Consider the following 25802-nt stretch of genomic DNA (forward strand, 5'->3'; position numbering starts at 1 on the left):
GGCGGGGCGGTCAGCGGGCGGCGACGGTTTCGTACGCGACGCGGGCGATCTCGGCCGCGAGCTTCGGCGCGGCGCGGTCGGCCTCGATCCCCCGGGTCATGACGACCAGGACGAACGGCCTGCGGCCGGCCGGCTCGACGACCGCGGCGTCGTGGTAGACGTTGGTGATCGAGCCCGTCTTGTGGGCGACGGAGACCCCCTTGGGCAGGCCGGCGGGGATCCCGTCGTTGAACTTCTGGGCGCGGAGCACGTCGAGCATGGCGGCGGACGCGGCCTTCGACACGGCGGTCCCCTCCGCCAGCCGCCCGAGGATCGTCATCATCCCCCGCGCCGTGCCGGAGTTGTTCAGGCCCGCCTCGAACGCCCGGTCGTCCTCGACGCCGCGGAGGACTTGCAGATCGCCGGCGCCCAGCTCCTTCATGAACGCGGTGACGGCCTTCGCCGAGACCTTGTCGATCAGGATGTTGGTGGCGAGATTGCTGCTCTCGGTGATCATCAGGAAGGTCAGCTCGCGGACCGTGGCGGTCTCGCCGACGCGGCCGTAGAGCTTCGTCTCCGAGTCGTCGGCGGCGTCGAGCGAGAAGGGGCTGCCGTCGGCGATGCTGACGAACGTGTTATTGACCTCGATCGGCTCGTCCAGGCCCAGGGTCCCGGCCTCGACGCGGCGGTAGATCTCCAGCATGACCGGCACCTTCATCGTACTGGCCGGGTGGATCGGCTCGTCGGCCCGGATCAGGTGCGTCGCGCCGGTCTCCAGGTCGTGCAGGGCGACCTCGACGAGCGCCCCGCGCCCGAACGGCGCGGTCAGCGCCGCGACCTTCTCTTCGAAATCCCCGGCGCGGGCGGCTGCGGAGAGGCCCGCGATCGCGAGGCAGGCGATGATCCAGGCTCTCGCCATGGGCGGTGGGTCCTCGACGGGATGCGCGTTCGATTCCACCTTGCAAGGGCGGTGAGTATAGCGGCTCGCCGCCGGCCGATCTACGGCCTGGCGGCGGCCCGTCGGGCTCCCCCCTGACGTGGTTTCGTGTCAGTTCAAACATTTTGTTTTCATTATTGACAAGTCGTGGGCCGTCGGTCGAGATTGATGGATGGAACCCCGCGTGATCCCACGCCGACCCGCATCCGGGGCGGGCATGGAAGGTGTCGACGTCGGCGCCGGGGTCCAGTCGGCCGAGGAGCCCTGAATATGCTCGCTTCCATGTTCCACGCCGCCTCGCCCGGGACGGGCCGACGCGCCCGCGCCTTCGTCCCGACCCTGGCCGGCGTGTGGCTGGAGCCGCGGCGGCTTCTCAGCCTCGGCCCCAACTGGTCGCGAGCGGAAGCCGTCCGCTTCTATCGGGACGTCTTCGAGCCGACCGGCGCGGCCGTCCCGCAGTGGGACGGGAACGTCGACGCCGGCGTGGCCGGCGCCCTGGGCGACGACTATCGCAAGGCGATCCTCGCCCGCGTCAACGCCTATCGGACGATGGCGGGAGCCCCCGCCATCGGCGCGATCGACCCGACGATGTCGTACTACTCCCAGCAGGCGGCGCTCATGATGAGCGCGAATGGGCGGTTGAGCCACACCCCCGACCCGAGCTGGAAGTTCTACTCGGCCGACGGCGCGATCGGCGCGGCGAGGTCGAACCTCCACCTCGCATCCGGCGACTACGCGGTCGACGGCTACATCCTGGACCCCGGCCCGACCAACGGCCCGACGGGCCATCGTTGGTGGTCCCTCAACCCTCGCGTGGCGATGATCGGCGTCGGGGACGTCCCCGGGTCGCTGTCGCAGGATCGCGCGGCGAACGCCCTGTCGTTCGGGCTTGGGACGTCGGCGGTCGAGAGCACGGTCGTGGCGTGGCCGCCCGAGGGCGCCTTCCCCTCGGCCCTGGTCCCCGACCGATGGTCTTTCATCGACTACGCCGACGAACAGCGGTTCGATGACTCGGGGATCCACTACAAATACGACTACACCTCGGCGGTCGTCCGGGTGACGAGCAACGGCGAGCCGCAGGCCGTGGTCGTGGAATACAGCAGGGGAGTTTTCGGAAACTACCTCGTCTTCTCGGGGATCCAGCTTCCCGGCCTGGCCATGAACGCCGACGTCGCGGTGGACGTGACGATCGACGACGTCCTGGTTTGGGGCGTCCCGCAGTCGATCCATTACACGACGAGGATCTTCTCGACGGAAGGCCTGGAGCCCGTCTACGCGGACTTCGGGAGCGACGGCCTCTGGCGGTTCAGCGAGGCCGAAGGATCAAGCAGGATCACCGAGGCCGACCCCGACGCCTTCGTCGCCAGCCGCGACGGGACGCTCTACATCGACTTCGGCGCTTTCGGCCTCTGGAGCTGGGGCGACCTGCAGGGGGTCCGGAAGCTGAACGACGCCGATCCCGAGTCCATGGCGGCCGGCTCCGACGGCTCGCTCTTCGTCGACTATGGCGCGTACGGCCTGTGGCGCGTCGCGGCCGATTCGGGGTTTCACCTGCTGAGCGGGGCCGATCCCGAGTCGATGGAGGCCGGCCCCTACGACTCGATCTACGTCGACTACGGGTCGTACGGCACCTGGGCCTGGAAGGGGGCGACGGGCTTCCGGAACCTGACCGCGGCGAATCCGGAACAGCTGGCGATCGAGCCGGACGGCTCGCTCGACGTCGACTTCGGTCCGTACGGCGTGTGGAACTGGCGCGAGGGCGGCGGCTTCGTCTTCCTCGACGCGTCGAATCCCGAGTCCATGGCCGTCGGCGCGAACGGGTCGCTCTACCTGGACCTCGGGCCGGCGGGGCTCTGGCAGTGGATAAGAGTGGGCGGGCCGCGTTCGGCCCAAGGATCCCTCCAGCCGCTGCACCCTGCCGACCCGACGTCCGTCGTGGCGCAACCCTCGTTCTCGGTGCGCCTGGCCTGGTCGGAGCAGGCGCTCTACATCAGTTACGGGGCGTTCGGCCTCTGGAGGTGGAAGCCCGGGGCCCTCGGGGGGGCTTTCCGGCTGGTGGATGCGCGGAGTCCGCAGGGCGTCGTCACGCGTTGATCTCGATCCGACGAAACGGCCGGGCGCCGGCCTTTAGGCTTCGACGGCCATCTCGACGGCGTCGGTGTCGAAGGAAGGCATGACGACCATGCCGCCGACGAGCATGTCCCAGTACTGGGCGATGCGGACGTCGACGCGGAGGAGGGCCAGGTCGGGGTCTTCGAGGCCCTGGGCGAACCAGATCCGGTAAGACGGGTTCCACAGCTCGCGGATCTTCTCGGCGTCGCGCACGATCGAGGCGCGGCCCGAGAGGGAGATGTAGCGATGGTCGTCGGGCGACGCATAGGAGACGTTCACGTCGGAGTCGTGGCGGATCTCCTCGACCTTCCCGGACGAGGCCCTGGTGAAGAACCAGAGCGTGCCGTCGAAGTCGGCCTCCTGGGTGGCCATGGGCCGGCTGTGGAGGCCGCCGTCCGGGGCGACGCTCGTGAGCATCGCGACCTTGATGCCCCGGATCATCATCCCCACCTTGCGGATCTCCGGATCGGGCCTCGTGTTGTCCATAACCCATCTCCCCTGCGTGCGGACCTGTTTCCCTGCGGAGAGTCTCCCGCGACCCGCCGTACTCACTCCTGTCGCCTTAGGACTTTTGCAAGCGGCGTTCCAAACCCGGACGGCGCCGGGAACGGCCGGGGATTTGCATCTCCCACAGTCTCCTCGAAGGCCCGCGGTCGACGCCCGGGCCTCGCCGCCGATCGACATGGACGCGGGACGTCGCGATCCCGACGCGAACCCCATAAAGGAGCCGAACCATGGCCCAGAACACCATCAGCCAGAACAAGAACCAGCCCCAGGGCAACAGCCACCCCCAGGGCCAGGAGCAGGCCCCGCTGCAGGAGTCGTGCGCCATGAAGAGCCATGAGGGAGGCCTGCAAGCCCTGCTGGGCGGCCATGCGGCGGCCAACGTGGGCGACGTGGAGCGGGTCGTCTCGGTCATGGGCGGCGGCCTGCTGACCCTGTTCGGGGCCACCCGCGGCGGCCTGGCGGGCCTCGGCCTGGCCGTGCTCGGCGGCGGCCTCATCTACCGCGGCGTGACCGGCCATTGCGAGGCGTACCACTCGCTCGGGATCGACACCACCGACTCCGCCGCGAAGGCGAACGTCGGCAAGCCCGGCCACGCCCACTCCTGACCGGAATGGCCGTCGCGCGGGCCCTTTGCCCCGCGCGACGACCGGCCATGGGCTGCTCTCGGATAGTTGATAGGTTTAGTAGGAAAAGATCTGTCGACGTCCTTGTTTAGGCGCTCGGCCGAGCCTACCATGGGGAAGTTCTCGGGGTTTCCTTCGGTGTCGGCCCGCGTCGCGTCGCACGCGGTCCGCGGCGATCCCCGGGAGGACTTTCACGGGAGGGGATTGCGCATGGCGAGCTATCGCGGTTTGGTGCGTGTCGGGGCCGCCCTGGCGATGACGTTGGCGGTGGTGATGGGCTCGGCGTACGCCGACGAGATCTTCGGCTTCATCACCAAGGTCGATCCCGCGGCCAAGAAGATCACGGTCGTCGAGAAGGCGACCGACAAGGAGAGCGTCCTGGTGGTCGACGACGAGGCGCTGCTCGTCACGCCCAAGGACGAGGCCGGCTCGAAGGTCGACCTGGAGAAGCTCGAGGGCCGGCTGACCAAGGCCAAGGAGAAGAACGCCAACTCCAAGGGGATCAACGCCAAGATCACCCACAAGGGCGACAAGGCGTCGAAGATCGAGATCGTCGCCAAGAAGAAAGCGGCCGTGTCCGCCCAGTGAGCCCGGCGCACGCATCGCGCCGACCGTCGCCCCGCACGCCGTTTCGGCGACCTGGGGCGGGGGCCGGCGCGGGGTCAACGTCTTGCGTCGGGGCCGAGGACTCGCTACGGTCGTGTGCGGATCGCGATCCGACGAGCCGGGGAGACCCCGCAGACGATGCCGGCCAAGCTTCCGCCCCGACACCCGAAGGCCCAGCCCGCCGCACGATCGGCGATCGCCCCCCCGCCCCCCCTCCCTCGCCGCCCATCCCCGCCGCCCCCTCGAATCGCCCGCAAATCCACCCCAGGCGGCCTCTCGTCGCTCCTTGCGATGCAGGAAAGACTGGAAACTCCGGCCCGAGCCGCATACCATTCCTTCGGGCGGATCGAGATTTTCACGAAAGTTCCAGGCAGGTCGGCGGATCGGGCGCGAACCCACGCGGTTCCCATCGGCGGCGCCGCGATCGAGATCGACCGCGAGATTCCTCGCGAACTGGGATCGGCCTCGGCTTCCAGGTCGGGCCTCGGCGACGGTCGGGACGTTTGGGGACGGCACGGTTGCGGCCTCGTGGAGCGGCATGCGTCATGAGCCCGACAGGCGACTTTTCGGCATCCGGGACGATCGAACGGGACGGCCTCGCCGCGAGCCGGCCCACGGGAACCTCGAAGATGGCGACGGCGTTGATCGTGGAAGACCATCCCGAACAGGCTCGCCTGGTGGAGCGGATCCTGGGCCTGCGCGGCTTCAACGCGCTGATCGCCGAGGACGGCGAGACCGGCCTGATCATGGCCCAGCGCCGCCAGCCCGACGTCGTCCTGCTCGACCTGATGCTCCCCGACGTCAACGGCTTCGACGTCTGCCGCCGGCTCCGCAGCGATCGCGCGACGATGCTCATCCCGGTGGTGATGCTGACCGCGCTGGACGACCGCCAGCACCGGATGCACGGCTTCCGCGTCGGCGCCAACGCCTACCTCACCAAGCCCTACGGGGTCGACGAGCTGTTCGACGCGATCGAGGCCGCCCGCGGCTGGCGCGAGAGCATGCTGCGGCAGGCGCTGCAGGGCGAGATCCACGTCGAGCTCGACAGCGAGATCACGCTGCTGAAGGACCTCAACGACTTCCTGATGAACGTCTGCCGGACGACGCCGCTGTCGAACGACCAGGTGATGCAGATCCGCCAGGCGGTGATGGAGATGGCCCAGAACGCGATCGAGTGGGGCAACCAGCACCGCAGCGACCGGCTGGTGGAGATCACCTACCGGGTCCACCGCGACCGGCTGGAGATCATCATCCGCGACCAGGGCTCCGGCTTCGACCGCGAGGCCCTGCCGCATGCCGCGGCCCCCGACGACCCGTTCTCGCACCTCGACGTGCGCGACAAGCTGGGCCTGCGCGCCGGCGGGTTCGGGATGCTGATCTGCCAGGGCATGGTCGACGAGATGCGGTACAATCGCGAAGGCAACGAGGTGACGCTGTTCAAGCGTTACCCCCGCCCCGAGCCCGCGTCGGGCTCCTGACGACTCGGGCTCGGCCCGGCCCCGCCCGGCTCGGCCCGCGTCGCCTGGATGATCGGAGAGCTGCGTCCGTGGTCACGACCCAAGAACGCCGCGACGAACCGAGGACGGCCCTGCTTTCGGCGACCGGGACGGCCGAGGCCGCCCGCGCCCGGCGGCGCCCCGTCGTCCTCGTCGTCGACGACGAGCCCGAGGTCCTGCGGTCGGTCCACGACCTGCTCCGGATCGAGTACCAGGTCGTCACGCGCGGCGGCGGCGTCGAGGCCCTCGAATACCTCCGCACCGCCCCCGAGGTCGCGTCGATCCTGACCGACCAGCGCATGCCGGGCATGACCGGCGTCGAGCTGCTGCGCGAGGCGGCCACGGTCCGGCCCGAGACGACCCGCCTCCTGTTCACCGCCTTCGCCGACATCCGCACGGTGGTCGACGCCATCAACCAGGGCCACGTCTTCCGCTACATCGCCAAGCCCTGGGAGCCGGCCGACCTGCAGGCCCTGATCCGCCAGGCCGTCGAGCGCCACGAGCTGATCGCCGAGAAGGCCCGGCTGGTGGCCGAGCTGCAGGCGGCCAACGCCCGGCTCCGCGAGGCCGATCGGCTCAAGGGGGCCTTCCTGGAGGTCGCCAGCCACGAGCTGAACACCCCCGTGACCGTCGTCAAGGGTCTGGCCGACCTCTGGAGGATGTCGCAGGGGCCGACCGCGACCCCCGCCGAGGTCGACTGGGTGGACCGGATCCACGCCGCCGCCGGCCGCCTCGCCCGCACCGTCGAGCGGATGCTCAAGCTGATCGACAACAAGAACTTCGCCCAGTCCCTCGCCCTCGCCACGGTCGATTTGGAGCCCCTGGTCCGGGCCGCCGTCGACGTTTTGGCCCCCTACCTGGAGAAGCGCGGCCAGCGGGTCGAGTTCGCCGTCCAGCCCGGGATCGCGCCGGTGTCCTGCGACCCGGACAAGATCCACGACGTCCTGATCAACCTGCTGGCGAACGCCGTCAAGTTCACGCCCGACGGCATGAGCATCGCCGTGGAGATCGGCGACGACGCCGAGGACGCCCGCTTCGTCCGCGTGGCCGTCCGCGACCAGGGCGCCGGCGTCGACCCGGCCGACCGCAAGTTCCTGTTCGAGCCCTTCTTCACCGGCTTCGACACCCTCCACCACTCGTCCGGCGACTACCAGTTCGGCAAGCGCGGCATCGGCCTGGGCCTCTGCCTCGTCAAGACGTTCGTCGAGCTGCACGGCGGCCGCGTCGAGGCCTACTGCCCCACCGACGGCCGCGGCGGCTCGGTCTTCGCCTTCCGCCTCCCCCGCCGCCGGCCCTGAGCAGCGTCCCCGCGCCCGCGACTTGGGGACGACCCGGATCCATTCACATAGGTGCCGACGTGGTGGAAATCGGCCCCGGCGGCGGTTGAAATCCGGGCCCCCCGCCCCTAGAATGCCGCCGAACTCCTAAGGGCTTCGCGGCCGTCGCCCCGGCATCCCGGCGGCGAGCCGCCTCCTTTCGCAGCCCATCGGACCGTCGCGACGGCCCGCGCCTGCTCGCGGGTGCGGCGGCCCCCGGCCTGGCGAGAGGATCTTCTTCGTCCTCATCCCGATGGAATCGCCCATGCATCCGGAGTCGTCCCTCCCCCGGCCCGTCGCGCGCCGTCGCGGCTTCACGCTGATCGAGCTGCTGGTGGTGATCGCGATCATCGCCGTCCTGATCTCGCTGCTGCTCCCGGCCGTCCAGGCGGCGCGCGAGGCGGCCCGCCGGGCCCAGTGCGTCAACAACCTCAAGCAGGTCGGCCTGGCGCTGCACAACTACGCGACGGCGCAGGCCGAGGCCTTCCCCTGGGCCCAGGGCCCCGGGCCCTACAACGGCTGGTCGTCGCACGTCATGCTGCTGCCGCAGCTGGAGCAGCAGCCGCTCTTCGACGCGATCAACTTCGCCAACAACGGCATGGCCATGTGGGCCGGCAACCCCGACAACACGACGGCCTTCCGCATCCAGGTGTCGGCCTTCCTCTGCCCCTCCGACGCCGACCGGCTGACCAACGCCGACGGCCATTCCAACTACATGATGTGCGCCGGGGCGACCGCCGACGAGTTCTACTACTACAACACCAACAACGCCAACGCGCCCCAGGCGCTGACGGGGGTGGGGCGGTCGTACGCCAGCTACTACATGTCGCCCAGCGTCCCCCACGTCAAGCTGACCATGATCACCGACGGCGCCAGCAACACGGCCGCGTTCGGCGAGCAAGTCCTCGGCGTCGGCGACGACGATTACGCCCTGTGGGACAACGCCCGGCCCACCTCGGCCAACGGCGACGCCACGGGGACGAGGCCGGCCTTCCCGCCCAACCCCCAGGCCGACTACAACGTCTGCTACCAGCACGCCCCGACGGCGGCCTCGAACCTCCAGCTCTGGAGCCACGGCTACCAGTGGTACGCCGGCGCGCCCAACGTCGGCTCGTACTGCCACGTGATGCCGCCCAACACCTGGAGCTGTGCCTTCGGCAACAGCGGCTTCGCCGCGACCGCCAGCAGCCGCCACCCCGGCCTGGTCAACGTCGGCATGGCCGACGGCTCCGTCCGCAGCGTCAAGAACTCGGTCAGCCTCCCCGTCTGGTGGGGCCTGGCCTCGATGGCCGGCGGCGAGATCGTCTCGGCCGACGCGCTCTGAGTCGAGCGGCCCGTCGCCCGATCCCGCCCGACCCCGCCTCAGCCTCGGAGACGTCCGTGTCGATGTCACGCAGAACCTGCAAAGCCCTCGCGGCGACGGCCTCGCTGGCCGCCTGCCTGCTCTCGGCCGGCTGCGAGACGAGCGCGCCGGCGGTCTCCGGTTCGACGGCGGAGGTCACGGTCCGGGGGACGGTGAAGATCCACGGCCGGCCGGCGGGCGGGGGCGAGATCCTGTTCGACCCCTCGAACGTCAAGCGCAAGTTCGCCCCGATCCGTTCGGCGGCCATCGGCCCCGACGGGGCCTATACGGTGACGACCCTCTACGGCGAGAATAAGATCTCGATCCGGAGCCGCGAGATCGCCGCCCCGACCGACGCGCCGGCCGCCGAGGGCAAGTCCCTCGACAAGGCCGTCGCGAAGTCGGCCGCCGTCAAGGCCGCCGTCAGGGCGGGGGACGGGATGCGCCTCAGGCCCAACGTCAAGCGGACCTTCATCGAGAGCGGCGAGCGGCCGATCGACGTCGAGCTGTGACCCCGCCCCGCGACCCCGACGACGGCGTCGCGTCGACCGACTTCCTGCAACCCCGGCGGGCCCGTCCATGGCCGTCCTGACCTGCGGCGTCGTCCAGTTCCGGCACCGCCCGAGCGACAAGGCGTACAACCTCTCGGTCGTCGAGCGCTTCGTCGCCGAGGCCCGCGGCCGGGGGGTGAAGGTCCTCGCCTTCCCGGAGATGTGCCTGACGGGCTACTGGCACGCCACCCGGCTCGACCGGCCGGGCCTGGAGGCGCTCGCGGAACCGGTCCCCGACGGCCCCTCGTCGCTCCGGATCCGCGCGCTGGCGGAGGCGTCCGGGATGGCGATCGGGGCCGGCCTGATCGAGCGCGGCGACGACGGCCGGCTGTTCAACACGTACGTCGTGGCCCTGCCCGACGGCGCGGTCCACCGCCACCGCAAGATCCACGCCTTCGAGAGCGAGCACATCGCCGCCGGCGACCGCTACACCGTGTTCGACACCCCCTGGGGCGTTCGGGTGGGCGTCCTCATCTGCTACGACAACAACATCGTCGAGAACGCCCGGGCCACGGCGCTGCTGGGGGCCGACGTCCTGCTCGCCCCCCACCAGACCGGCGGCTGCGACTCGCGCAGCCCGCACGCGATGGGCCTGATCGACCCCGCCCTGTGGGAGCGTCGCGAGGCCGACCCGGAGGCGATCGAGCGCGAGTTCCGCGGCCCCAAGGGGCGGGAATGGCTGCTCCGCTGGCTGCCGGCGCGGGCCCACGACAACGGCTACTTCATCCTCTTCAGCAACGGCGTGGGCGAGGACGCCGGCGAGGTGCGGACCGGCAACGCCATGATCCTCGACCCCTACGGCCGCATCCTCGCCGAGACCTGGAAGGCCGAGGACCGCCTGGTCGTCGCCGACCTGGACCTCGACCTCCTCCCCCTCTGCACCGGCCGCCGCTGGATCCGCGGCCGCCGCCCCGAGCTTTACGGCCTGCTGACCGAGCGCCTCGGCCACGAGCTGGACCCCCGCGCCGCGCGGTTCTCGCGCGAGCACGTCGAGAGGCCCGCGCCCGGGCCGGCGTCCTGACCTCGCGTCACGCGTCCGAGGCGGAGACCCTGAGGGTCACGACGCACCGCGAGTCGCTCCGATAGGAGAGGCGCTTCGCCAGGACTTCGTATCCCGACGAGCCTCCCCGATCGTCGGGGACCACGATCACCTCGCCCACCGAGGGGATCGGCAGCTGGGCTCGGACCTCCATGGAATGGAGCGGCTCGCCGCCCGCCGCCCGAGTGGAAGGCTCGTATTCGAAATTCAGTGTGACGAACGCGTGGGCCGGCGGCCCCGTGAGGGAGGCCCGGGAACCTGCAAAGGACACGGTCGGCTCGCTTTCAGATGCCCCTCGGGGGCTGCAGCCCGGGCGAGGCGAAGAAGTTCCGCTGGAAGGATGACGCGACGTTGACCAGGGCTATGAGCACCGGCACTTCGACGAGCGGACCGATCACCGCGGCGAACGCGGCCCCCGAGTCGATGCCGAAGACCGCGACGCTCACGGCGATGGCGAGTTCGAAGTTGTTCGAAGCCGCCGTGAAGGCTAGCGTCGCCGTCTTCGCGTAATCCGCCCCGAGCTTCCGTCCCATCCAGAACGAAAGAAGGAACATGGCGACGAAGTAGATGAGCAGCGGCATCGCGATGCGGAGGACGTCGAGCGGCGCCTTCACGATGTTCGCCCCTTGAAGGGAGAACATGACCACGATGGTGAAGAGCAGCGCGACGAGCGTCATGGGGCTGACGGCCGGGATGAACTTCGTATCGTACCAGTCCCGCCCCCTGGCCTTGACGAGCACGAGCCGGGTGAGCATCCCGGCCAGGAACGGCACGCCCAGGTAGAGCAAGACGCTCTGGGCGATCGCCCCGACGGTGATCCGTGAGAGGTCCACGTCGCCGAACTGGACGCCCACGAGCGGCGGCAGGACCTTCACGAAGAGCCAGGCGTAGATCGGATAGAAGAGCACCTGGAAGACCGAATTGAACGCCACCAGGCCCGCCGCGTAGTCGGAGTCGCCCCTGGCCAGGTCGTTCCAGACGATGACCATCGCGATGCAGCGGGCCAGGCCGATCATGATCAGGCCGATGGCGTATTCGGGCTTGTCCGAGAGGAAAGCCGAAGCCAGGCCGAACATGAGCAACGGCCCGATCACCCAGTTCTGCAGGAGCGAGAGCCCCAGCACCCGCGTATTGCGGAAGACCTCGGGCAGTCGCTCGTAGCGGACCTTGGCGAGCGGCGGGTACATCATGAGGATGAGCCCGACCGCGATCGGGATCGACGTCGTCCCCACTGAGAGCCGCATAACGCCCTCGGAGACCGATGGGGCGAAGTTCCCGAGCGCGACGCCCGAGATCATCGCGAGGAAGATCCAGAGCGTCAGGTATCGGTCGAGGAACGACAGGCGCCCTCCCGACCCGGGCCGACGCGTTTCCACGGCGGCGTTCATCGGCCCCTCGATGGCTTCGCGGCCAGTTCGCTGCGGGCCTGCATCAACGCGGCCAGCATGAGCCGCGCGACGTCGTCGCGTCGCTCGGCGTACTTGGCCGCCTCGTACGCCCCGTCGTCGTAGATCTTCGGGTCCAGGTAGGGCGTCGAGAGCCTCAGGGCCGCGCCTTTGACGAACGGGCAGCCGGCGTCGGCCTCGCTGCACACCATCAGCGCGGCGAAGCCGCCCTGCGGGTTGCCCGCGACGTCGTAGCGCTTCGAGAATTCCTCGGCCTCGAAGCCCTCGCCCCACGAGACGCGGTAGATGGGATTCTCCGTCTTCGGCTCGCCCCGCTCGGCCTCGGCGCCCGTGGGCTCGACCGAGAAGCCGACCGCCCGCAAGGCCGCGACGGTCCGCGGGTTGAACGCCGTGGGGGCCGTGCCGCCGCTGTGGAAGCGGACCTCGGGCAGCCCGTAGTAGGCGGCCGCCAGGTTGCCCATGGACGACCCCAGGATGCTCCGCCGGGAATTCCCGGTGCAGATCACCGTGACGTGGAGCGGCTTGCCGGGCTCGTAGTTCGCCGCGATCCAGCGGGCGAGCCGCTCGCCGGCCTCGCGGTGCGGCTCCGCCATCATGTCGAGGGTGGTGCTGAGGTAGTCGGCGTGCTCCCTGAGCTTCGCCGCGAGCCTCGTCCGGCTCTCGGGCGTCGCCGCGTCCACGGCCCGCGCGATCTCGGCCGGATCGAGCTTCGCGTCGGCCCCCGCGAGCTGGTCGAACGTTTCACGGTCCATGAAGTTTCCAAGCTCCGAGAGGGTGATGATTCCGTCCTTGGCGAGTGCCTTCGAGAGGGCCGCCTTCACGCGCTGATCGTTCGCGGGGCTCGTCCCCTCGGGGGAGCCGTGACGCTGCACGAGCCAGAGCGATCGCACGAGCGAGCCGACGTCGGGGGCGTCCGGCTGGGCCGAGAGGACGAGCAAGGCGAGGATGAGGTGCATGGTCGGAGAGATTCCTTGGGAGTCTTCAAGGCTTGACGGCATAGACCTTCACGCTCGCCGCGAACGCGTTGAGGTCGTACTTCCCCACCAACTCGACGAAGCCGCCGTGGACGTCGTTGCCGGCGGCCGCAGGCGTACAGCACGAGGCTTCGACCACGTCGAGCCCCGTCGTCGGGGTCGGCGGGGCGCAGCAGCCCGCCTGGCCTTCGACCTGGGCGTAGGCGTTGAGGTCCTTGCCGGCGTCGATCACCGCGACGTCGCGGAAGCCGGCCGCCCGCAGGCCGGCGACGTACTCCTCGATCGACACGGCCCCGGCGATGCAGCCGACGTACGCCATCACGTCGTCGGCGATCTCGGGCGGCAGCGGCCGCTTGAGCGCGATGTCCGAGACCGCGACCCGGCCGCCGGGCTTCAGCACGCGGAAGATCTCGCGGAAGACGGCCGGCTTGTCGGTCGCCAGGTTGATGACGCAGTTGGAGATCACGCAGTCGACCGAGGCGTCCGGCAGCGGCAGCGCGTCGATCGTCGCCTGGTGGAACTCGACGTTCGCCAGGCCCATCCGCGCGGCCCCGGCGCGGGCCCGCTCCAGCATCTCGGGCGTCATGTCGATCCCGATCGCCCGGCCCGTCGGCCCGACCTTCTTGGCGGCGAGGAAGACGTCGAGCCCGCCGCCGGAGCCCAGGTCGACGACGACCTCGCCCGGCCGCAGGTTGGCCGTGGCCGTCGGGTTGCCGCACGACAGGCCCATGTTCGCCTCGGCCGGGATCGACGCCAGCTCCTCGGCCGTGTAGCCGAAGGCCTCGGCCACGCCCCGGACCCCGTCGTGGTCGCTCGACAGCCCGCCCGCGCCGATCGCCCCGTACTTCTCCCGCACCACCGCCTCGATCGACTTGCTCATCGCTCGTCCTCCATCAGGCACAGGGCCCGATCCAGCAGGGGCGCGACGCATCCGTTCGCCACGCGGTAGAACACGTTGTTGCCGTCCCGCCGCGACGCCACGACCCCCGTGTCGGAGAGCCGCTGCAGCTGGTTCGAGACCGCCTGCGGCTTCATCGCCAGCGTCCGGGCCAGGTCCGTCACCGTCGACTCGCCGCTGCGCACCAGGTGGTGCAGCATCCGGATGCGCGTGTCGTTCGACAGCATCTTGAACAGCGCCATCACCTTCACGGCCTCGACGAACGACAGCAGCGGCCGTTCCTCCAGCGCCGGCCGGGTCGAGCACGCGTCGTTCAGGACCTCGATCGATCGCTTCGCCATCGCTTCACCTCCGCGATTCATTATTACACAAGATCGTGTATCCGTGTCAAGTCGCGACCGTCGCGATCTCGTGCCGACGGGCGGGGGGCGTTACAATCGGCGGATCGTCCGTCCGCCCCGCCTGGAAAGGAGCGTAGTCCGGTGTCGATCGCCGCCTTGCTGGCCTGTTGCGCCCTCTCCGCGTCTCCCCCGCAGGCCGCCGCGGCCCGGCCGGCCCCGCCGCCCATCCCCCGCGAGTTCCGCGCGGCGTGGGTGGCGACGGTGGCCAACATCGACTGGCCGAGCAAGCCGGGCCTGCCGTCGGGCGTGCAGCAGGAGGAGGCCCGGGCGATCCTCGACCGCCTGGCGGCGTCGCACTTCAACGCGGTGATCTTCCAGGTCCGCCCCGCGGCCGACGCGCTCTACGACTCGAAGCTCGAGCCCTGGTCGTACTACCTGAGCGGCGTGCAGGGACAGGCCCCCGAGCCCTACTACGACCCCCTGACGTTCTGGGTCGACGAGGCCCACGCCCGCGGGCTCCAGCTCCACGCCTGGTTCAACCCCTTCCGCGCGAAGCAGGCGAACGCGAAGTACGAGGCCGCCGCGTCGCACGTCTCGAAGGCCCATCCCGAGCGGGTGCGGGCGTACGGCGACCTCTTGTGGATGGACCCCGGCGAGCCCTCGGCGCGGGCGCAGACGCTCGAAGTGGTGCTGGACGTCGTCCGTCGCTACGACGTCGACGGCATCCACCTCGACGACTACTTCTACCCCTATCCCGTCGCCGACCCGGCGACCAAGGCCGAGATCGACTTCCCCGACGACGCGAGCTGGGGCCGCGAGCATCCCGGCGGCGACCCCGCCGCCCGCGCCGACTGGCGACGCGACAACATGAGCCGGCTGATCCGCGGCCTCTACGAGGAGATCAAGCGGGCCAAGCCCCACGTCCTCTTCGGGATCAGCCCGTTCGGCATCCCCCGCCCGGGCAAGCCGGCCGGCGTCGTCGGCTTCGACCAGTACGCCAAGCTCTACGCCGACACCGAGACCTGGCTGGCCTCGGGCTGGGTCGACTACTGGACGCCCCAGCTCTACTGGAAGATCGACGCCCCCGGCCAGCCCTTCCGGCCGTTACTGGACTACTGGATCGCGATCAACGCCAAGGGCCGCCACGTCTGGCCCGGCCTGAGCGTCAGCCGGGTCGGCCGCCAGCCGGGTCAGGGCTACGAGCCCGAAGAGATCCTCAACCAGATCAAGATCATCCGCGAGGCACCCGGCGACGACGGCGTCGTCCTGTTCAGCATGAAACCCGTGCTCCAGGACCGCCGGGGGATCGCCGCGACGCTCGCCGAGGGCCTCTTCCGCGAGCCAGCCCTGGTCCCCGCGTCCCCCTGGCTCGGCGACAGGGCCCCCGCCGCCCCCGGCCTCCCGATCCGTCCGACCCCCGGCGAGCCGACCGCCTGGTGGGCCGTGCAATCCCGCAAAGGCGACGCCTGGACGACCCGGATCCAGACCTCCTCCCGACCTTTGGACGCCCCGAACGACGCCGACGAGATCGTCGTCACCCCCGTGAGCCGCACCGGCGTCGCCGGCCCGAACGTCACGCTGGAACCCGCCAGGGCGGGACGCTGACGACCTCGAGGATCGGGCTTCGGACTATTCCGCCGGCTCTTCGGCCTCGGTTCGGCTCTCGATGTAGGTGCGGAGGAAGTTGAGGAAGGTGGGGAGGCCGTCGGCTTCCCAGGCCTGTTCGATGGCTTCCTTGAGGTGCTGGTTCTCCGCCTGCAGGTGCTTGAAGGCGTCGACGTCGGCGGCGGCGAGGTCGAGGCCGGCGACCTGGTCGTGGGTGTTGACCGAGAGCATGAGGCCCTCGGCGTTGTTCCAGGGCTGGAACTGCAGCTTCATGTGAGGGTAGCGGAGGTTCCCCAGCCGCAGCGCGAAGATCGGCGACTGCGCCCCGGGGGTCTTGCCCGCGCGTTCGAAGGGCGGTTTGGCGAGCAACTCGTGGGGGGCGAGGCCCTCGGCCCAGGTGGTGCGCCGGCGGACGCTTTCGGGGTAGTCTCCCGAGGGGTAGGCGACCTTCAAATAGACCTCGACGGCGCGCCGCAGGACGTCGAGCCGCATGGCGTCGACGTCGGCGGGGCCGGAGTCGGGGTTCGCCTCCATGTGCAGATCCTCATGGGTCGGGGGCGGTCGGTGGTTGGTGCGCTGGCCGGGTCGTCCCAGGATAACCGGCGGCCCGGCCCCCGGCCAAGTCGATCTGCCCTCCGCGTCGGCGACGGCTCAGCCGACGGTGCGCATGGTCAGCGTGAGCACCTGCTCCTCGCCGTGGCCGAGCACGCGCAGGCCGGCGTCGAAACCCCGGGGCTGGAGGTTGATCGCGTCGGTCGCCTGGGTGTAGGGCTCGATCGCGATCACGTCGTGCTTGCCCGGCGGCGTGTAGACCACCAGCTCGCGGAAGGCGTCGTCGAAGCCGAGCTGGAACTCGCCGTTCTTCTCCAGGTCCAGCAGCCGGCAGGTCCCCGCGCCGTCGACGTGCTCGAGGGCCGTCAAAACGTCGTCGAGCATCAGCCCCTCGATCGCCTTCCCCTTGCGGAAGTCGAGGCGGTCGGAGATCTCGGAGACCGCGCCCGTCGGCAGGAAGTCTTTCAAGGGCCAGTACTTCGAGGCCGGGAGGATGATCTTGGTCTTCGCCAGGTCGCCGCCGGGCGCGAACGGCAGCCGGAAATAGGGGTGGATGCCGAAGCCGTAGGGCAGGTCGACGGCCGTCGGGTTGGAGACGGTCGACGTCATCGTCAGCGTGCGGCCCGCCAGCGTGTAACGCACGTAGAGGACGGCGTCGGTCGGCCAGTGGTCGATGTGCCCGGGCGCGTGGACCGAGAGCTGGAACCGGCCTTCCACCACCGCGCCGTTGGGCGTCGCCTTGTGCTCGACGACGTCCCAGGGGACGTCGATCGCGAAGCCGTGGATGGCGTTGCCCCCGTTGTTCGTGGGGATGACGTACCGCTTGTCCTCGAACTGGAAGGCGCCCCCGCGGATCCGGTTCGGGAACGGGAAGAGGATCGGCGTGCCGTTCCCCCCGGCGCGGCTGGGGGCCTCGGCGAAGGTCGGATCCGACACGATCACCGGCCGGACCTCGCCCGCGACCGGCAGCCGGAGGTCGAACAGGTTGAAGCCGTACGAGGGCAAGACCGAGGCCGAGGCCCCGGATACGTCGTCCCGCATGGTGTAGACGTCCCGACCGTCCCGCTTTTCCACATCGACGCGAAACCCCACGCGACCCTCCTCGGTCTTCGACCGTCGTCGTCTGCGAATCGGCCGTCGAATTCAAAATTCGCCGCCGGCGTTGAAAAAGTTGCCCAGGCCGCCTCGCGAGTGGGAAGCCTTTCGCACATCCGTCGGCCACGACCTTCCCGCGATCCTGACGCGCCCGGCGTCGCCCGCCAAGCGAAATATTCCCCGCCCCCGGCGCGGTTCGCGATCGGGCCCGAGTACGTCGAAGCCTGGGGATATTTAGCTCAAGAAAGCCAGGTAGCCCTCTCGGCCGTCGTCTCGGGATGACGCAAAGTCGCCGCCAAGCGACTTTCTCGACGAGTATTCTAGAAGACGCCAGAGAAGAGAATTGCTCTGAGCCTCCTGCGATGTTACACATATTGGATAGCAAGGTCGCAATCCGATGGGACGGAGTTCCGTTGCGGAGGCGGTCGCGCCGATAGGCGAGGTGGGCTGGCACTCCGACGCAAATCGGGGAAAAATCAGAAAATACACCTCATTGAACGTCCTTGGCGCCATGCTTGCGGGTTTCGCCGACGTATTCCTTCGTCCAAGCAAATCAAGTACAGGAATAGGTCCGGATTTCTCCGGACGCCGCCGGTCAGCGTGAGTCCGAATCAGCGCGGCGTGGTGATATACGCATCACGCGAGGTCGCGAGCGACGGGAGGCGGCCGATGTCCGCACGGGAGAATCTTCGAAGATCACCCCAAGTCTCTGTTGACCAGCGACGCGAGGCTGCTATGATGGATGTAGTCAAGCGAGGGCGGAAACGCATCGAGCGTCCCGCCGCCGGCGAGGGATCGGTCGGGCCGACCCGGGATGAGGAGCTTCGAATGGAATCCGACTTCGAAGTCAGTGGCGCGATCATCGACTCCTGGGTGGAGCCCTGCGGCGTCGACGACGATTCGACGCGCGTGGTCCTCCAGGTGGCCCCCAAGGGCCGTCCCCGCGAGCTGGTGTTCGTCGAGGCCCAGTCTTCCCTCGTCCCCGACGACGGCTGGCTCGAAGACCTGAGCGAGAACTCCTGCCACGGCAGCCCGGTCCGGGCCTTCGGCCGTCGCATGCTCAACGGCTTCATCTCGGCCACGCAGCTCCAGCTCGTCCGCTGAGAACGGCCTCTCTCCATCTCGACTCGCACCGTGCGCGTCCGATCTCGATCGGCCCGCGGAATCCCCCCATCTCGCTCGACGACCTTGCGACGTCGACCTCGTCGGATCATCCGCGAATTCGGCTGTCCCGCCCGTAGCTTTCGCGCTCCTTCTCCCGACGTACGAAGGCTGAGTCGTCACGGGCTGGAGCCCTGATCGATCCCGCCGTTTGGCCTCGATGCACCTCGCGCGCGCCGGATCCTAGGCGGGGCGGATGCCGAGAGGAGTCGGTTTCGCTATACTGGTCCGGCCGTCGAGGGGGGCGACTTCGAGGTTACGGACGGGGGACCAGCGATGCAGCAGGCCGGGATCACTCCGCAGGGGCGGGTTTCGCGGGCGGGTTCGGGGCGGTTCGGGGCCCTCGTCGCGCTGGGGGTTGCGACGGTCGGGCTGATCGCCGCCCCGTCGCGGGCGCAGGAGGCTCCCAAGCCGCTGCGGGAGCCGGCCCCCAAGCCGCCGGCCGCGTCGGGCCCGCCCGCGCCGGGGCCCGCGGCCGCGGCGACCACGCTGCACGACCGGGTCAAGGCGGTGCTGGAGACGCCCGGCTACCGGAACGCCCACTGGGGGATCCTGGTCGTCGACGCCAAGACGGGCGAGACGGTCTACGACAAGAACCCGGACGAGCTGTTCGGGACGGCGTCGGTGGCGAAGCTCTTCTCCACGGCGGCGGCGATGGTCGAGCTGGGGGCCGACTACCGGTTCCAGACGCCCGTGGTGCGGCGGGGGAACGTCGACGACCAGGGGACGCTGGGCGGCGACCTGATCCTGATCGCCCAGGGCGACCCCGCGATGGGCGGGCGGACGGGCCCCGACGGCAAGCTCCTGTTCGCGGACGAGGACCACATCTACACGTCGGGGGGCAAGGCGGCCGAGGTCCTGGTGAAGTGCGACCCGCTGGCCGGCCTGGAGCACCTGGCGCGCGAGATCCAGGCGGCCGGGATCAAGAAGATCGCCGGCGAGGTGATCGTCGACGCCCGCCTGTTCGAGCGGGCGCCCAGCTCGGGGAGCGGGCCCGAGAAGATCTCGCCGATCATGATCAACGACAACCTGATCGACGTCGTGGCGACGCCCGGCAAGGCGGCCGGCGACCCGGCGACGGTGGCGATCTCGCCGGCGACCCAGTACGTCGCGGTCGACGCCCAGGTCGAGACCGCGGCCGACGGCGAGCCCCGCATCCGCGCCTCGTTCGTCGGCCCGCGCCGGCTGCAGGTCCGGGGCCGGGTCCCGGTCGGGCCCGAGCCGCTCGTCGACACGGTCGAGATCGAGGACCCGGCCTCGTTCGCCCGCACGCTCTTGATCGAGGCGCTGCGGCGGCACGGGGTGGAGGTCTCGGCGTCGCCGCTGGCCGAGAACCCCGAGGCCGACCTGCCGCCCCCGGCGACGCTGGCGAGCCTCCCCAAGGTGGCCGAGTACACCTCGCCGCCGTTCCGGGAGTTCGCCCGGGTCATCCTGAAGGTGAGCCACAACCTCCACGCCAGCACCCTGCCGCTGCTGCTGGCCGTCCGCAAAGGAGACCGCACGCTGGCCGCCGGCCTGAAGCGCGAGGGCGAGATCCTCAAGGGCCTGGGGCTGGATCCGCTCGCCGTCTCGTTCGGCGGCGGGGCGGGGGGGATGTGGGCCGACATGGTCACGCCCCGCGCCGCCACGACCCTCTTGCGGGCCATGGCCGCCCGCCCGGACTTCGCCGCCTACGACGCCGCGCTGCCGATCCTGGGCCGCGACGGCACGCTCGCCAAGGCCGTCCCCGAGGACAGCCCGGCGCGGGGGCACGCCCGCGCCAAGACCGGGACGATGTTCGTCAACGACGCCCTGATCGGCAAGCGGCTGCTCACCAGCAAGGCGCTCGCGGGCTACATGGAGACGGCCTCGGGCCGGCCGCTCGTCATCGCCTTCTTCCTCAACAACGTGATCCTCGACTCGAAGGACGGCAAGGTCCCGACCACCTCCGACGTCGGCAAGGTGCTGGGCAAGCTCTGCGAGGCGTTCTACCTCGGCGACGGGCCCGCACCCGGGCCGGCCCCGGCCGATCGCCCCGTCGGCGGCAAATGAGCCCGCGGAAAGCCTCCCGTTCGGCCCGCGATTCGCTCCCGAAACTCCCGGGAACCCGACCGCCGCCCCATCGCCCGGGGCGGCGCGCCGGGCTTGTACGCATTCCGCGGCGAACGAAACGGGAGACACCATGTCCGACGCACCCTCGGCCGAGGCCAAGCTGACGCGCGCCCAGCTCATCGACCTGCTCAACGAGGACCTGGCGCGCGAGTACCAGGCGATCATCGCCTACGTCAACTACTCGCAGGTGCTCAAGGGCGCCCAGTACATGGCGATCGCCAGCGAGCTGGAGCTGCACGCCGCGGAGGAGCTCGATCACGCCCTGCGGATCGCCAAGCAGATCGACTACCTGGGCGGCATGCCGACCGTGGTCCCCAAGGAGGTCAAGACCTCCGAGAAGGCCGAGGACATGCTCCGGTTCGACCTCGACAACGAGAACGAGACGATCCGCAACTACCGCCGCCGCGTCCGCCAGTGCGAGGCCCTCGGCGAGTACGCCATGGCCGAGGAGATCCGCTCCATCCTGGTCCAGGAGCAGGAGCATCAGATGGACCTCGCCACCGCGCTGGGCATCGACGTCCCGGACGTCAGCGAGCCGAGCGAACGCGCCTGAGGCGCGGCCCCGGGGAAGCGGCGGCCTTCGTAAGGGCGCGGCCGCTTCCCGCGCGTGATCAACTCGACTTCGGCTTGCGCGCGGCCTTCCACACCCTGAGGAACTTGCGCCCCAGCGAGTGGGTGGTCCCCTCCAGCGCGTCGCCGACCAGCTTGCCGGAGGTGTTGTACGTCCCGCCGCCGGGGTCGGTCGTGGTGAACGCGAAATGGACCGCGCCCCAGTCGGCGTTCGTCCGGCCGTCCTCGACCTCGCTGTCGTAGAACGTGCCGGCCAGGCCGCCGTCGGCCACGGCGGCGACGACGAACTCCTTGAGGTACGGCTGGTCCGCCGGCTTCGGTCGCAGGTCGACGACCCACGTGCCGACGAGCCCGGCCGGATCGGGGGCGGGATTCGCGTCCTGCGCCCGGACGGCTTCGAGCAGGGCGATCGACAGGCAGCCGATCAGGACGAGGGCGGCGACCGCGGAGGACTTTCGCATCGGCGACTCCCGCGGGATCGTCGCGGCCGCCGGAAGGCGGCGCGGACGTCCCGGTCGACGCCGATCCTACCGGCTCGGGGGGCCCGCCGGCCACGGCGGACCCGTCCGGTCGGGGTTCAGTCGTCGACGCCGGCGCGGGCCTCGGCGCGGTGCGGCTGGCCGGCGGGGCCGGCTCCGTCGCCGCGGTGGCGGCGGCCGCTGATGAGCCGGACCAGCTCGTCGGGGCCGCCGGCGACCGTGACCTCGCGCGGGGGGCCCGCCAGGGCGATCTTGCTCTGGGCGAAGCGCTCGCGGATCGCCTTGCAGATCCGGTGCTTGGCGCCCCCCATCAGGCCGGGGTCGGCGACGTAGACGGACAGCCCGAAGACCATGCCCGACTCGGCCAGGTCCTCCAGCAGCGCCGAGGGGGCCGGCTTGGAGAGCACGTCGAAGTCGTTCTTGGCGATCGTCAGCAGCAGATCGGTCACGTCCTCGACGTCGGAGTCGTGGGCGACGACGACCCGGACGCCGACGCGCATGATCTTGTCTTTATGCGTCCAGTTGACGAGCTTGCCGGTGATCAGCTCGCGGTTGGGGACGATCATGCACTGGTTGTCGCCGTTGATGATCGTGGTGGACCGGGTGTTGATCCGGTCGACCTTTCCGGTGGTCCCGCCGACCGAGACGACGTCGCCGATGCGGATCGGCCGCTCCAGCAGCAGGATCAGGCCGCAGATGAAGTTGGAGACGACCTCTTGCAGGCCGAAGCCGAGGCCGACGCCGAGCGCCGCCAGGATGAAGCTGATCTGCGCGAGCTTCAGGTGGACCGACTCCAGGGCGACGAGCAGGGTGGCGGCGAGGATGGCGTAGCGGCAGAGCGTGACGACGGCGAAGCGGACGCCCGGGTCGTCGGGCATCTTGCGGAAGAGGGTGAAGGCGAAGAGGGCGGCCATGTACCGCCAGGCGACGCCGCCGGTGACGACCGCGGCCAGCGACGTGGCGAGGTCGCCGATGACGACCGACCGGCCCTCGGCGTCCGACCAGACGTGCTGCTTGGCGAGGAAGTCGAGCAGGGCGGGGTCGATGCCCCAGATCCAGCCCAGCATCCCCAGGGCCAGCAGGACGACCGCGACCGTCGAGGCCCGCGAGGCGTTGAGCATGAGGTCCGGGGCCTCGGCCGGCCGCTCGCCCGGGGCGGCCCCGGCGGCGCGGGCGCCCTTCGCCCGGGCGGTCAGGTAGGACGCGGCCGAGGCCCAGAGGCGGTTGGTCCGGACGTCGGCCCGGAGCCGCCAGGCGATCAGCCGGGTCAGCACGCGGTGGGTCGCCCAGGCGATCGCGAAGACGACCAGGGTCTCGACCCCGCCGACCGCCAGCCGGCCGGCCGCGAAGCTGTAGCCCCGGAAGTCGAGCACCACGACCAGGACCCCGAAGGCCACGATCAGCCGGGCGATCGCCCGGGCGCGGCGGCAGCTCCACGTCACCCACGCCTGGCCCATCGCCCCGAACGCCCGCGGCGTCGCCACGACCGTCGTCCCGTTCGAAGGCGTCGGGGCCGCCCCCGCCGCGTCCGATCCGGCCTCGGCGAGATCGGTCGGGCAGTCGGGGTTGATCCAGCTCATGAGCGCCGAGCCGGGCCGCAGGTGGTAGGCCAGCGAGGCCACCACGATCAGCTCGAAGGCCAGGAACAGGAACCGCGAGAGCGCCGGGGCCGTCACGACGGTCCCCTGGTGCGCGACCTCGCCGTTGGCGAAGATGTGGATCGGGACCAGCAGGGCCGTCGCCGCGACGACCAGGAGCCGGCCCGCGCCGCGGAACTGCCGGGTCACGCTGGGGGGCGTGTCGAGGTAGCGCTCGCACCAGCCGCCGGGCTTGAAGAACCAGCTCCCCAGCCCCCGCGCGAACAGGCCGATGGCCGCCGCGTTGAGGATCGTCGCGGCCAGGACGCTCGTCGACTTCGGCCAGGGGCCGAGCCGCGCGACCTGGGCGGCGGCCGCCAGGTACAGGGGCCAGGCCGACGCCCAGAGCACGCCCATCAGCAAGGATCGCAGAGCCAGCATGACGACGGAATCCCTCGCGGAAGCGGGACGGGAACGCTCAACCCCCACGCACGACCGGGTTCATGTCCACCTTCAGGCCCCCCGAGCCGGGGAGCGCCTGCGACAGCCGCCGCTTGAGGACGCGACGGACGCGGAAGATGCCCAGCGGCAGGACGACGACGACGGCCGACGCGGCCAGGAACTCGGGCGCGGCCCGCTTCCACGACGCCGGCGTCACCGCGTCCTGCGCCAGGCCGATCGAGACCCGGGTCAGCCGACGGACCTCGCCGGCGGCCAGGCCCACGGTGGTCGGGCTGATCGGGTCCTGGTCGCGGACCCAGAAGAGGTGGGTGCGGATGAAGTTCGACTCGTCCTCCAGGGTCCCCAGGCGGCGGTCGATCTCGGCGAGGATCTCCTCCTCGTTGCGGACCAGCTTCTCGAGGGCCTCGCGGCGGCGGGCGAGGATGGCGGTGTGCTTCTCCTCCAGCTCCCTCCAGATCGCGACGGCCTCGGGATGGCGGTCGGGCGTCAGCTTGTCCTGCAGGTCGTCGAGGTCGATCTGGTCGAGGAGGCGGTCCTCGATCTGGCTCAGCTCGACGCTCGTGAGCATGTTCGCATAGTCGCGCAGGCGCTTGTCGACGGCGTCGCGCTCGTCGCGTTCGATCCGCCGGCGCTCGGGCTCCAGGCGGCGGTAGTCGGCGTTGATGCTGAGGACGTCGAGCCGCCCGAGGCGGTCCTCGTCGCCCTCGATCAGGGTCTTGATCCGCTCGAAGTTGGCGCGGGCGATGTTGGCCTGGCTGCGCATGTCCTCGAGCGAGGGCTTCGATCCGGCGGTCACGGCCTGCTCGGCCCGGATCGCCGAGGCCTCCAGGTCGAGCAATTCGGCCAGGCGCTCGGCGCGGTAGCGCTCGATGGGGTCGCGGGCGGCTCCGGCCTTGGCCTGCTCGGCCTCCGCCTTGCGTCGGAGGTCCCCCTCGGCGGCCTCGGCGAGCTGGCGGAAGCGGGCCTGGGCCGGCTCCAGGACCTTCTTGCCGAGCCGGACGTGGGCGGCCCAGGCCTTGCGGCGGACCCCGGCGACCTCGGCCAGCTTCTCGGTGCGGACGATCTTCCGCTCGACGACCCGGAGCCGCAGGTCCTCGACGCTCGCCTCGACGCGCAGGTTGACGCCCCGCTCCTCGAACGCCTTCCGCTCGGCGGCCGTCCTGGGGGCGGCGGCGGCGGCCCGCGAGGCGTCGCGCGCCTTGAGCGCGGCGATCCCCTGGGCGATCCGGTCGCGGTCGGTCCGCAGCCCGGCGACCGCGTCCTTGGCCTTCTTCTCGGGCTCGGGGGGCGACGTCGCGAGCTTGTCCTGGTAGGCCTTGATGTCCTTCTGGAGGCCCTCGATGGCCTCTTGCATCTGCGCCCGCCCGGCCTGGTCGACCGCATCCTTCTGGGTGAACAGGGGGGGCAGCAGGGCGCCGACCGGCTGGTCGAGGCGGCCCTGGACGTCGGCGAGCTGGGCCTTGGCGTCGTCGAGCTGACGGTCGGGGCCGTTCTCGGGGGCGGTCATCTCGGCCAGCTCTTTGGCGAGCTTGTCGTAGTCGTCGAGCCGTCGGCGACGGTCTTCGAGGAGGTCGGCGAGGGCCTTGTCGTCGATCTTGGCGGGGTCGCCGTCGGCCTTGGCGTCGCCGCCGTCGGCGGGCGCCAGCGCCTTGAGCCGCTGGACCGCGTCGGCCCGGATCGCCTCGATCTCCTCGGGCTGGAGCAGGCCCGCGTCCGCGGCGGCCTTGGGGGCGGCCGGCGGGTCCGGAGCGGGGGCCCGGGGCTCGTCCTTCGGGGCGGCCGCTTTGGGCGTCTCGCCGGCCTTCGGGGCCGGGGCGGCCTCCACCTTGGGCCGGGCCTTGGCGGCCGGCGGGGGCGGGGCCTCGGCCGCCGGGCGATCGGGGGCGGGGAGCCTGGGGAGGGCGTCGCCGTCCCGGTCGGGCCTGTCGACGGCCTGGGCCTCGCGGGTCGGGCCGTCGGCGGAGGGCTTGCCCGCTTGCTGGGTCTGGGCGCCGCCCCCGAGCACGCCGAAGACGATCGCCGCGGCCGTCGCCGCGCGGACGTCGATCCGCACGGGCCGGCGGTCTGTTTCGGATTGCGACAT

The 25802-nt window shown here is 70.6% G+C and carries 24 protein-coding genes; 12 read left to right on the forward strand and 12 right to left on the reverse strand.

The genetic code is table 11. The features are described from left to right. Positions 1-10: 10 nt before the first annotated feature. Positions 11-898, reverse strand: coding sequence for a serine hydrolase (locus tag PZE19_RS29820; protein ID WP_277864251.1), 888 nt, complete (start codon positions 896-898; stop codon positions 11-13). Between the two features lie 288 nt (positions 899-1186). Between PZE19_RS29820 and PZE19_RS29825 the strand changes: the two genes are divergently transcribed. After that, positions 1187-3010, forward strand: a complete 1824-nt coding sequence (locus tag PZE19_RS29825) for a CAP domain-containing protein (RefSeq protein ID WP_277864252.1) — start codon at positions 1187-1189, stop codon at positions 3008-3010. Between the two features lie 33 nt (positions 3011-3043). Here PZE19_RS29825 and PZE19_RS29830 read toward each other — a convergent pair whose 3' ends face one another. After that, positions 3044-3514: a pyridoxamine 5'-phosphate oxidase family protein gene (locus PZE19_RS29830; protein WP_277864253.1), complete on the reverse strand. Its 471-nt coding sequence runs from the start codon at positions 3512-3514 to the stop codon at positions 3044-3046. A gap of 248 nt (positions 3515-3762) precedes the next feature. Here PZE19_RS29830 and PZE19_RS29835 point away from each other — a divergent pair, with 248 nt between their 5' ends. From PZE19_RS29835 to PZE19_RS29865, 7 genes are all read left to right on the forward strand, one after another. Continuing rightward, positions 3763-4140 (forward strand): YgaP family membrane protein, encoded by a 378-nt coding sequence (locus PZE19_RS29835; protein ID WP_277864254.1) that lies wholly within the window; start codon positions 3763-3765, stop codon positions 4138-4140. Between the two features lie 228 nt (positions 4141-4368). Next, positions 4369-4746: a hypothetical protein gene (locus PZE19_RS29840; protein WP_277864255.1), complete on the forward strand. Its 378-nt coding sequence runs from the start codon at positions 4369-4371 to the stop codon at positions 4744-4746. 647 nt (positions 4747-5393) lie between these two features. Continuing rightward, positions 5394-6242 (forward strand): response regulator transcription factor, encoded by an 849-nt coding sequence (locus PZE19_RS29845; protein ID WP_277864256.1) that lies wholly within the window; start codon positions 5394-5396, stop codon positions 6240-6242. Between the two features lie 68 nt (positions 6243-6310). Beyond that, on the forward strand, positions 6311-7558 hold the full coding sequence (locus tag PZE19_RS29850; protein ID WP_277864257.1) for an ATP-binding protein: 1248 nt from the start codon (positions 6311-6313) through the stop codon (positions 7556-7558). 283 nt (positions 7559-7841) lie between these two features. Continuing rightward, the gene (locus tag PZE19_RS29855; RefSeq protein WP_277864258.1) at positions 7842-8900 is read left to right on the forward strand and encodes a DUF1559 family PulG-like putative transporter; all 1059 of its coding nucleotides are present in this window, start codon (positions 7842-7844) and stop codon (positions 8898-8900) included. 62 nt (positions 8901-8962) lie between these two features. Further along, complete coding sequence (locus PZE19_RS29860; RefSeq protein WP_277864259.1) at positions 8963-9430, forward strand: hypothetical protein; 468 nt, start codon at positions 8963-8965, stop codon at positions 9428-9430. Between the two features lie 67 nt (positions 9431-9497). Next, positions 9498-10490, forward strand: a complete 993-nt coding sequence (locus PZE19_RS29865) for a nitrilase family protein (protein ID WP_277864260.1) — start codon at positions 9498-9500, stop codon at positions 10488-10490. 7 nt (positions 10491-10497) lie between these two features. On the opposite strand, the gene PZE19_RS29870 is transcribed toward PZE19_RS29865, so the two are convergent. From PZE19_RS29870 to PZE19_RS29890, 5 genes are all read right to left on the reverse strand, one after another. Next, the gene (locus PZE19_RS29870; RefSeq protein ID WP_277864261.1) at positions 10498-10662 is read right to left on the reverse strand and encodes a hypothetical protein; all 165 of its coding nucleotides are present in this window, start codon (positions 10660-10662) and stop codon (positions 10498-10500) included. A 130-nt stretch (positions 10663-10792) separates the two neighbouring features. Next, positions 10793-11896, reverse strand: a complete 1104-nt coding sequence (gene arsB / locus PZE19_RS29875; RefSeq protein WP_277864262.1) for an ACR3 family arsenite efflux transporter — start codon at positions 11894-11896, stop codon at positions 10793-10795. Next, positions 11893-12870 (reverse strand): low molecular weight phosphatase family protein, encoded by a 978-nt coding sequence (locus tag PZE19_RS29880; RefSeq protein ID WP_277864263.1) that lies wholly within the window; start codon positions 12868-12870, stop codon positions 11893-11895. Before PZE19_RS29880 ends, arsB begins: the two co-directional genes overlap by 4 nt. A 25-nt stretch (positions 12871-12895) precedes the next feature. Beyond that, on the reverse strand, positions 12896-13768 hold the full coding sequence (gene arsM, locus PZE19_RS29885; RefSeq protein WP_277864264.1) for an arsenite methyltransferase: 873 nt from the start codon (positions 13766-13768) through the stop codon (positions 12896-12898). Continuing rightward, positions 13765-14127, reverse strand: coding sequence for an ArsR/SmtB family transcription factor (locus PZE19_RS29890; protein WP_277864265.1), 363 nt, complete (start codon positions 14125-14127; stop codon positions 13765-13767). The genes arsM and PZE19_RS29890 overlap by 4 nt, the downstream gene beginning before the upstream one ends. A gap of 141 nt (positions 14128-14268) precedes the next feature. On the opposite strand from PZE19_RS29890, the gene PZE19_RS29895 reads away from it, so the two are divergent. Continuing rightward, entirely contained in the window at positions 14269-15732 is a 1464-nt protein-coding gene (locus PZE19_RS29895; protein ID WP_277864266.1) for a glycoside hydrolase family 10-like protein, read from the forward strand. Between the two features lie 24 nt (positions 15733-15756). Here the strand turns inward: PZE19_RS29895 and PZE19_RS29900 are convergent, their stop codons facing one another. Both PZE19_RS29900 and PZE19_RS29905 read right to left on the reverse strand, forming a co-directional pair. After that, positions 15757-16266: a hypothetical protein gene (locus tag PZE19_RS29900; RefSeq protein WP_277864267.1), complete on the reverse strand. Its 510-nt coding sequence runs from the start codon at positions 16264-16266 to the stop codon at positions 15757-15759. Between the two features lie 117 nt (positions 16267-16383). Further along, positions 16384-17376, reverse strand: coding sequence for an aldose 1-epimerase (locus PZE19_RS29905; protein WP_277864268.1), 993 nt, complete (start codon positions 17374-17376; stop codon positions 16384-16386). 831 nt (positions 17377-18207) lie between these two features. On the opposite strand from PZE19_RS29905, the gene PZE19_RS29910 reads away from it, so the two are divergent. The 3 genes from PZE19_RS29910 to PZE19_RS29920 all read left to right on the forward strand — a co-directional run bounded on the left by PZE19_RS29910 (position 18208) and on the right by PZE19_RS29920 (position 21184). Further along, complete coding sequence (locus PZE19_RS29910) at positions 18208-18483, forward strand: hypothetical protein (protein ID WP_277864269.1); 276 nt, start codon at positions 18208-18210, stop codon at positions 18481-18483. A gap of 333 nt (positions 18484-18816) precedes the next feature. Further along, positions 18817-20571 carry a D-alanyl-D-alanine carboxypeptidase/D-alanyl-D-alanine endopeptidase gene (gene dacB, locus PZE19_RS29915; protein ID WP_277864270.1) on the forward strand — a complete coding sequence of 585 codons (1755 nt, stop codon included), beginning with the start codon at positions 18817-18819 and terminating at the stop codon, positions 20569-20571. A 130-nt stretch (positions 20572-20701) separates the two neighbouring features. Beyond that, positions 20702-21184: a ferritin-like domain-containing protein gene (locus PZE19_RS29920; RefSeq protein WP_277864271.1), complete on the forward strand. Its 483-nt coding sequence runs from the start codon at positions 20702-20704 to the stop codon at positions 21182-21184. A gap of 58 nt (positions 21185-21242) precedes the next feature. On the opposite strand, the gene PZE19_RS29925 is transcribed toward PZE19_RS29920, so the two are convergent. The 3 genes from PZE19_RS29925 to PZE19_RS29935 form a co-directional block, all read right to left on the reverse strand. Next, a complete protein-coding gene (locus tag PZE19_RS29925; RefSeq protein ID WP_277864272.1) occupies positions 21243-21662 on the reverse strand; it encodes a hypothetical protein in 420 nt (139 codons plus the stop codon). Between the two features lie 116 nt (positions 21663-21778). Further along, positions 21779-23698, reverse strand: coding sequence for a mechanosensitive ion channel family protein (locus tag PZE19_RS29930; protein WP_277864273.1), 1920 nt, complete (start codon positions 23696-23698; stop codon positions 21779-21781). A gap of 37 nt (positions 23699-23735) precedes the next feature. Continuing rightward, positions 23736-25802 carry a coiled-coil domain-containing protein gene (locus PZE19_RS29935; RefSeq protein ID WP_277864274.1) on the reverse strand — a complete coding sequence of 689 codons (2067 nt, stop codon included), beginning with the start codon at positions 25800-25802 and terminating at the stop codon, positions 23736-23738.

This window comes from Paludisphaera mucosa (assembly GCF_029589435.1).
Taxonomy (GTDB): Bacteria; Planctomycetota; Planctomycetia; order Isosphaerales; family Isosphaeraceae; genus Paludisphaera; species Paludisphaera mucosa.

Coding starts and splice junctions, on each gene's coding strand:
- PZE19_RS29820 (WP_277864251.1), bottom strand. CDS start 898: ATGGCGAGAGCCTGGATCATCGCCTGCCTCGCGATCGCGGGCCTCTCC.
- PZE19_RS29825 (WP_277864252.1), top strand. CDS start 1,187: ATGCTCGCTTCCATGTTCCACGCCGCCTCGCCCGGGACGGGCCGACGC.
- PZE19_RS29830 (WP_277864253.1), bottom strand. CDS start 3,514: ATGGACAACACGAGGCCCGATCCGGAGATCCGCAAGGTGGGGATGATG.
- PZE19_RS29835 (WP_277864254.1), top strand. CDS start 3,763: ATGGCCCAGAACACCATCAGCCAGAACAAGAACCAGCCCCAGGGCAAC.
- PZE19_RS29840 (WP_277864255.1), top strand. CDS start 4,369: ATGGCGAGCTATCGCGGTTTGGTGCGTGTCGGGGCCGCCCTGGCGATG.
- PZE19_RS29845 (WP_277864256.1), top strand. CDS start 5,394: ATGGCGACGGCGTTGATCGTGGAAGACCATCCCGAACAGGCTCGCCTG.
- PZE19_RS29855 (WP_277864258.1), top strand. CDS start 7,842: ATGCATCCGGAGTCGTCCCTCCCCCGGCCCGTCGCGCGCCGTCGCGGC.
- PZE19_RS29860 (WP_277864259.1), top strand. CDS start 8,963: ATGTCACGCAGAACCTGCAAAGCCCTCGCGGCGACGGCCTCGCTGGCC.
- PZE19_RS29865 (WP_277864260.1), top strand. CDS start 9,498: ATGGCCGTCCTGACCTGCGGCGTCGTCCAGTTCCGGCACCGCCCGAGC.
- PZE19_RS29870 (WP_277864261.1), bottom strand. CDS start 10,662: ATGGAGGTCCGAGCCCAGCTGCCGATCCCCTCGGTGGGCGAGGTGATC.
- arsB (WP_277864262.1), bottom strand. CDS start 11,896: ATGAACGCCGCCGTGGAAACGCGTCGGCCCGGGTCGGGAGGGCGCCTG.
- PZE19_RS29880 (WP_277864263.1), bottom strand. CDS start 12,870: ATGCACCTCATCCTCGCCTTGCTCGTCCTCTCGGCCCAGCCGGACGCC.
- arsM (WP_277864264.1), bottom strand. CDS start 13,768: ATGAGCAAGTCGATCGAGGCGGTGGTGCGGGAGAAGTACGGGGCGATC.
- PZE19_RS29890 (WP_277864265.1), bottom strand. CDS start 14,127: ATGGCGAAGCGATCGATCGAGGTCCTGAACGACGCGTGCTCGACCCGG.
- PZE19_RS29900 (WP_277864267.1), bottom strand. CDS start 16,266: ATGGAGGCGAACCCCGACTCCGGCCCCGCCGACGTCGACGCCATGCGG.
- PZE19_RS29910 (WP_277864269.1), top strand. CDS start 18,208: ATGGAATCCGACTTCGAAGTCAGTGGCGCGATCATCGACTCCTGGGTG.
- dacB (WP_277864270.1), top strand. CDS start 18,817: ATGCAGCAGGCCGGGATCACTCCGCAGGGGCGGGTTTCGCGGGCGGGT.
- PZE19_RS29920 (WP_277864271.1), top strand. CDS start 20,702: ATGTCCGACGCACCCTCGGCCGAGGCCAAGCTGACGCGCGCCCAGCTC.
- PZE19_RS29925 (WP_277864272.1), bottom strand. CDS start 21,662: ATGCGAAAGTCCTCCGCGGTCGCCGCCCTCGTCCTGATCGGCTGCCTG.
- PZE19_RS29930 (WP_277864273.1), bottom strand. CDS start 23,698: ATGCTGGCTCTGCGATCCTTGCTGATGGGCGTGCTCTGGGCGTCGGCC.
- PZE19_RS29935 (WP_277864274.1), bottom strand. CDS start 25,802: ATGTCGCAATCCGAAACAGACCGCCGGCCCGTGCGGATCGACGTCCGC.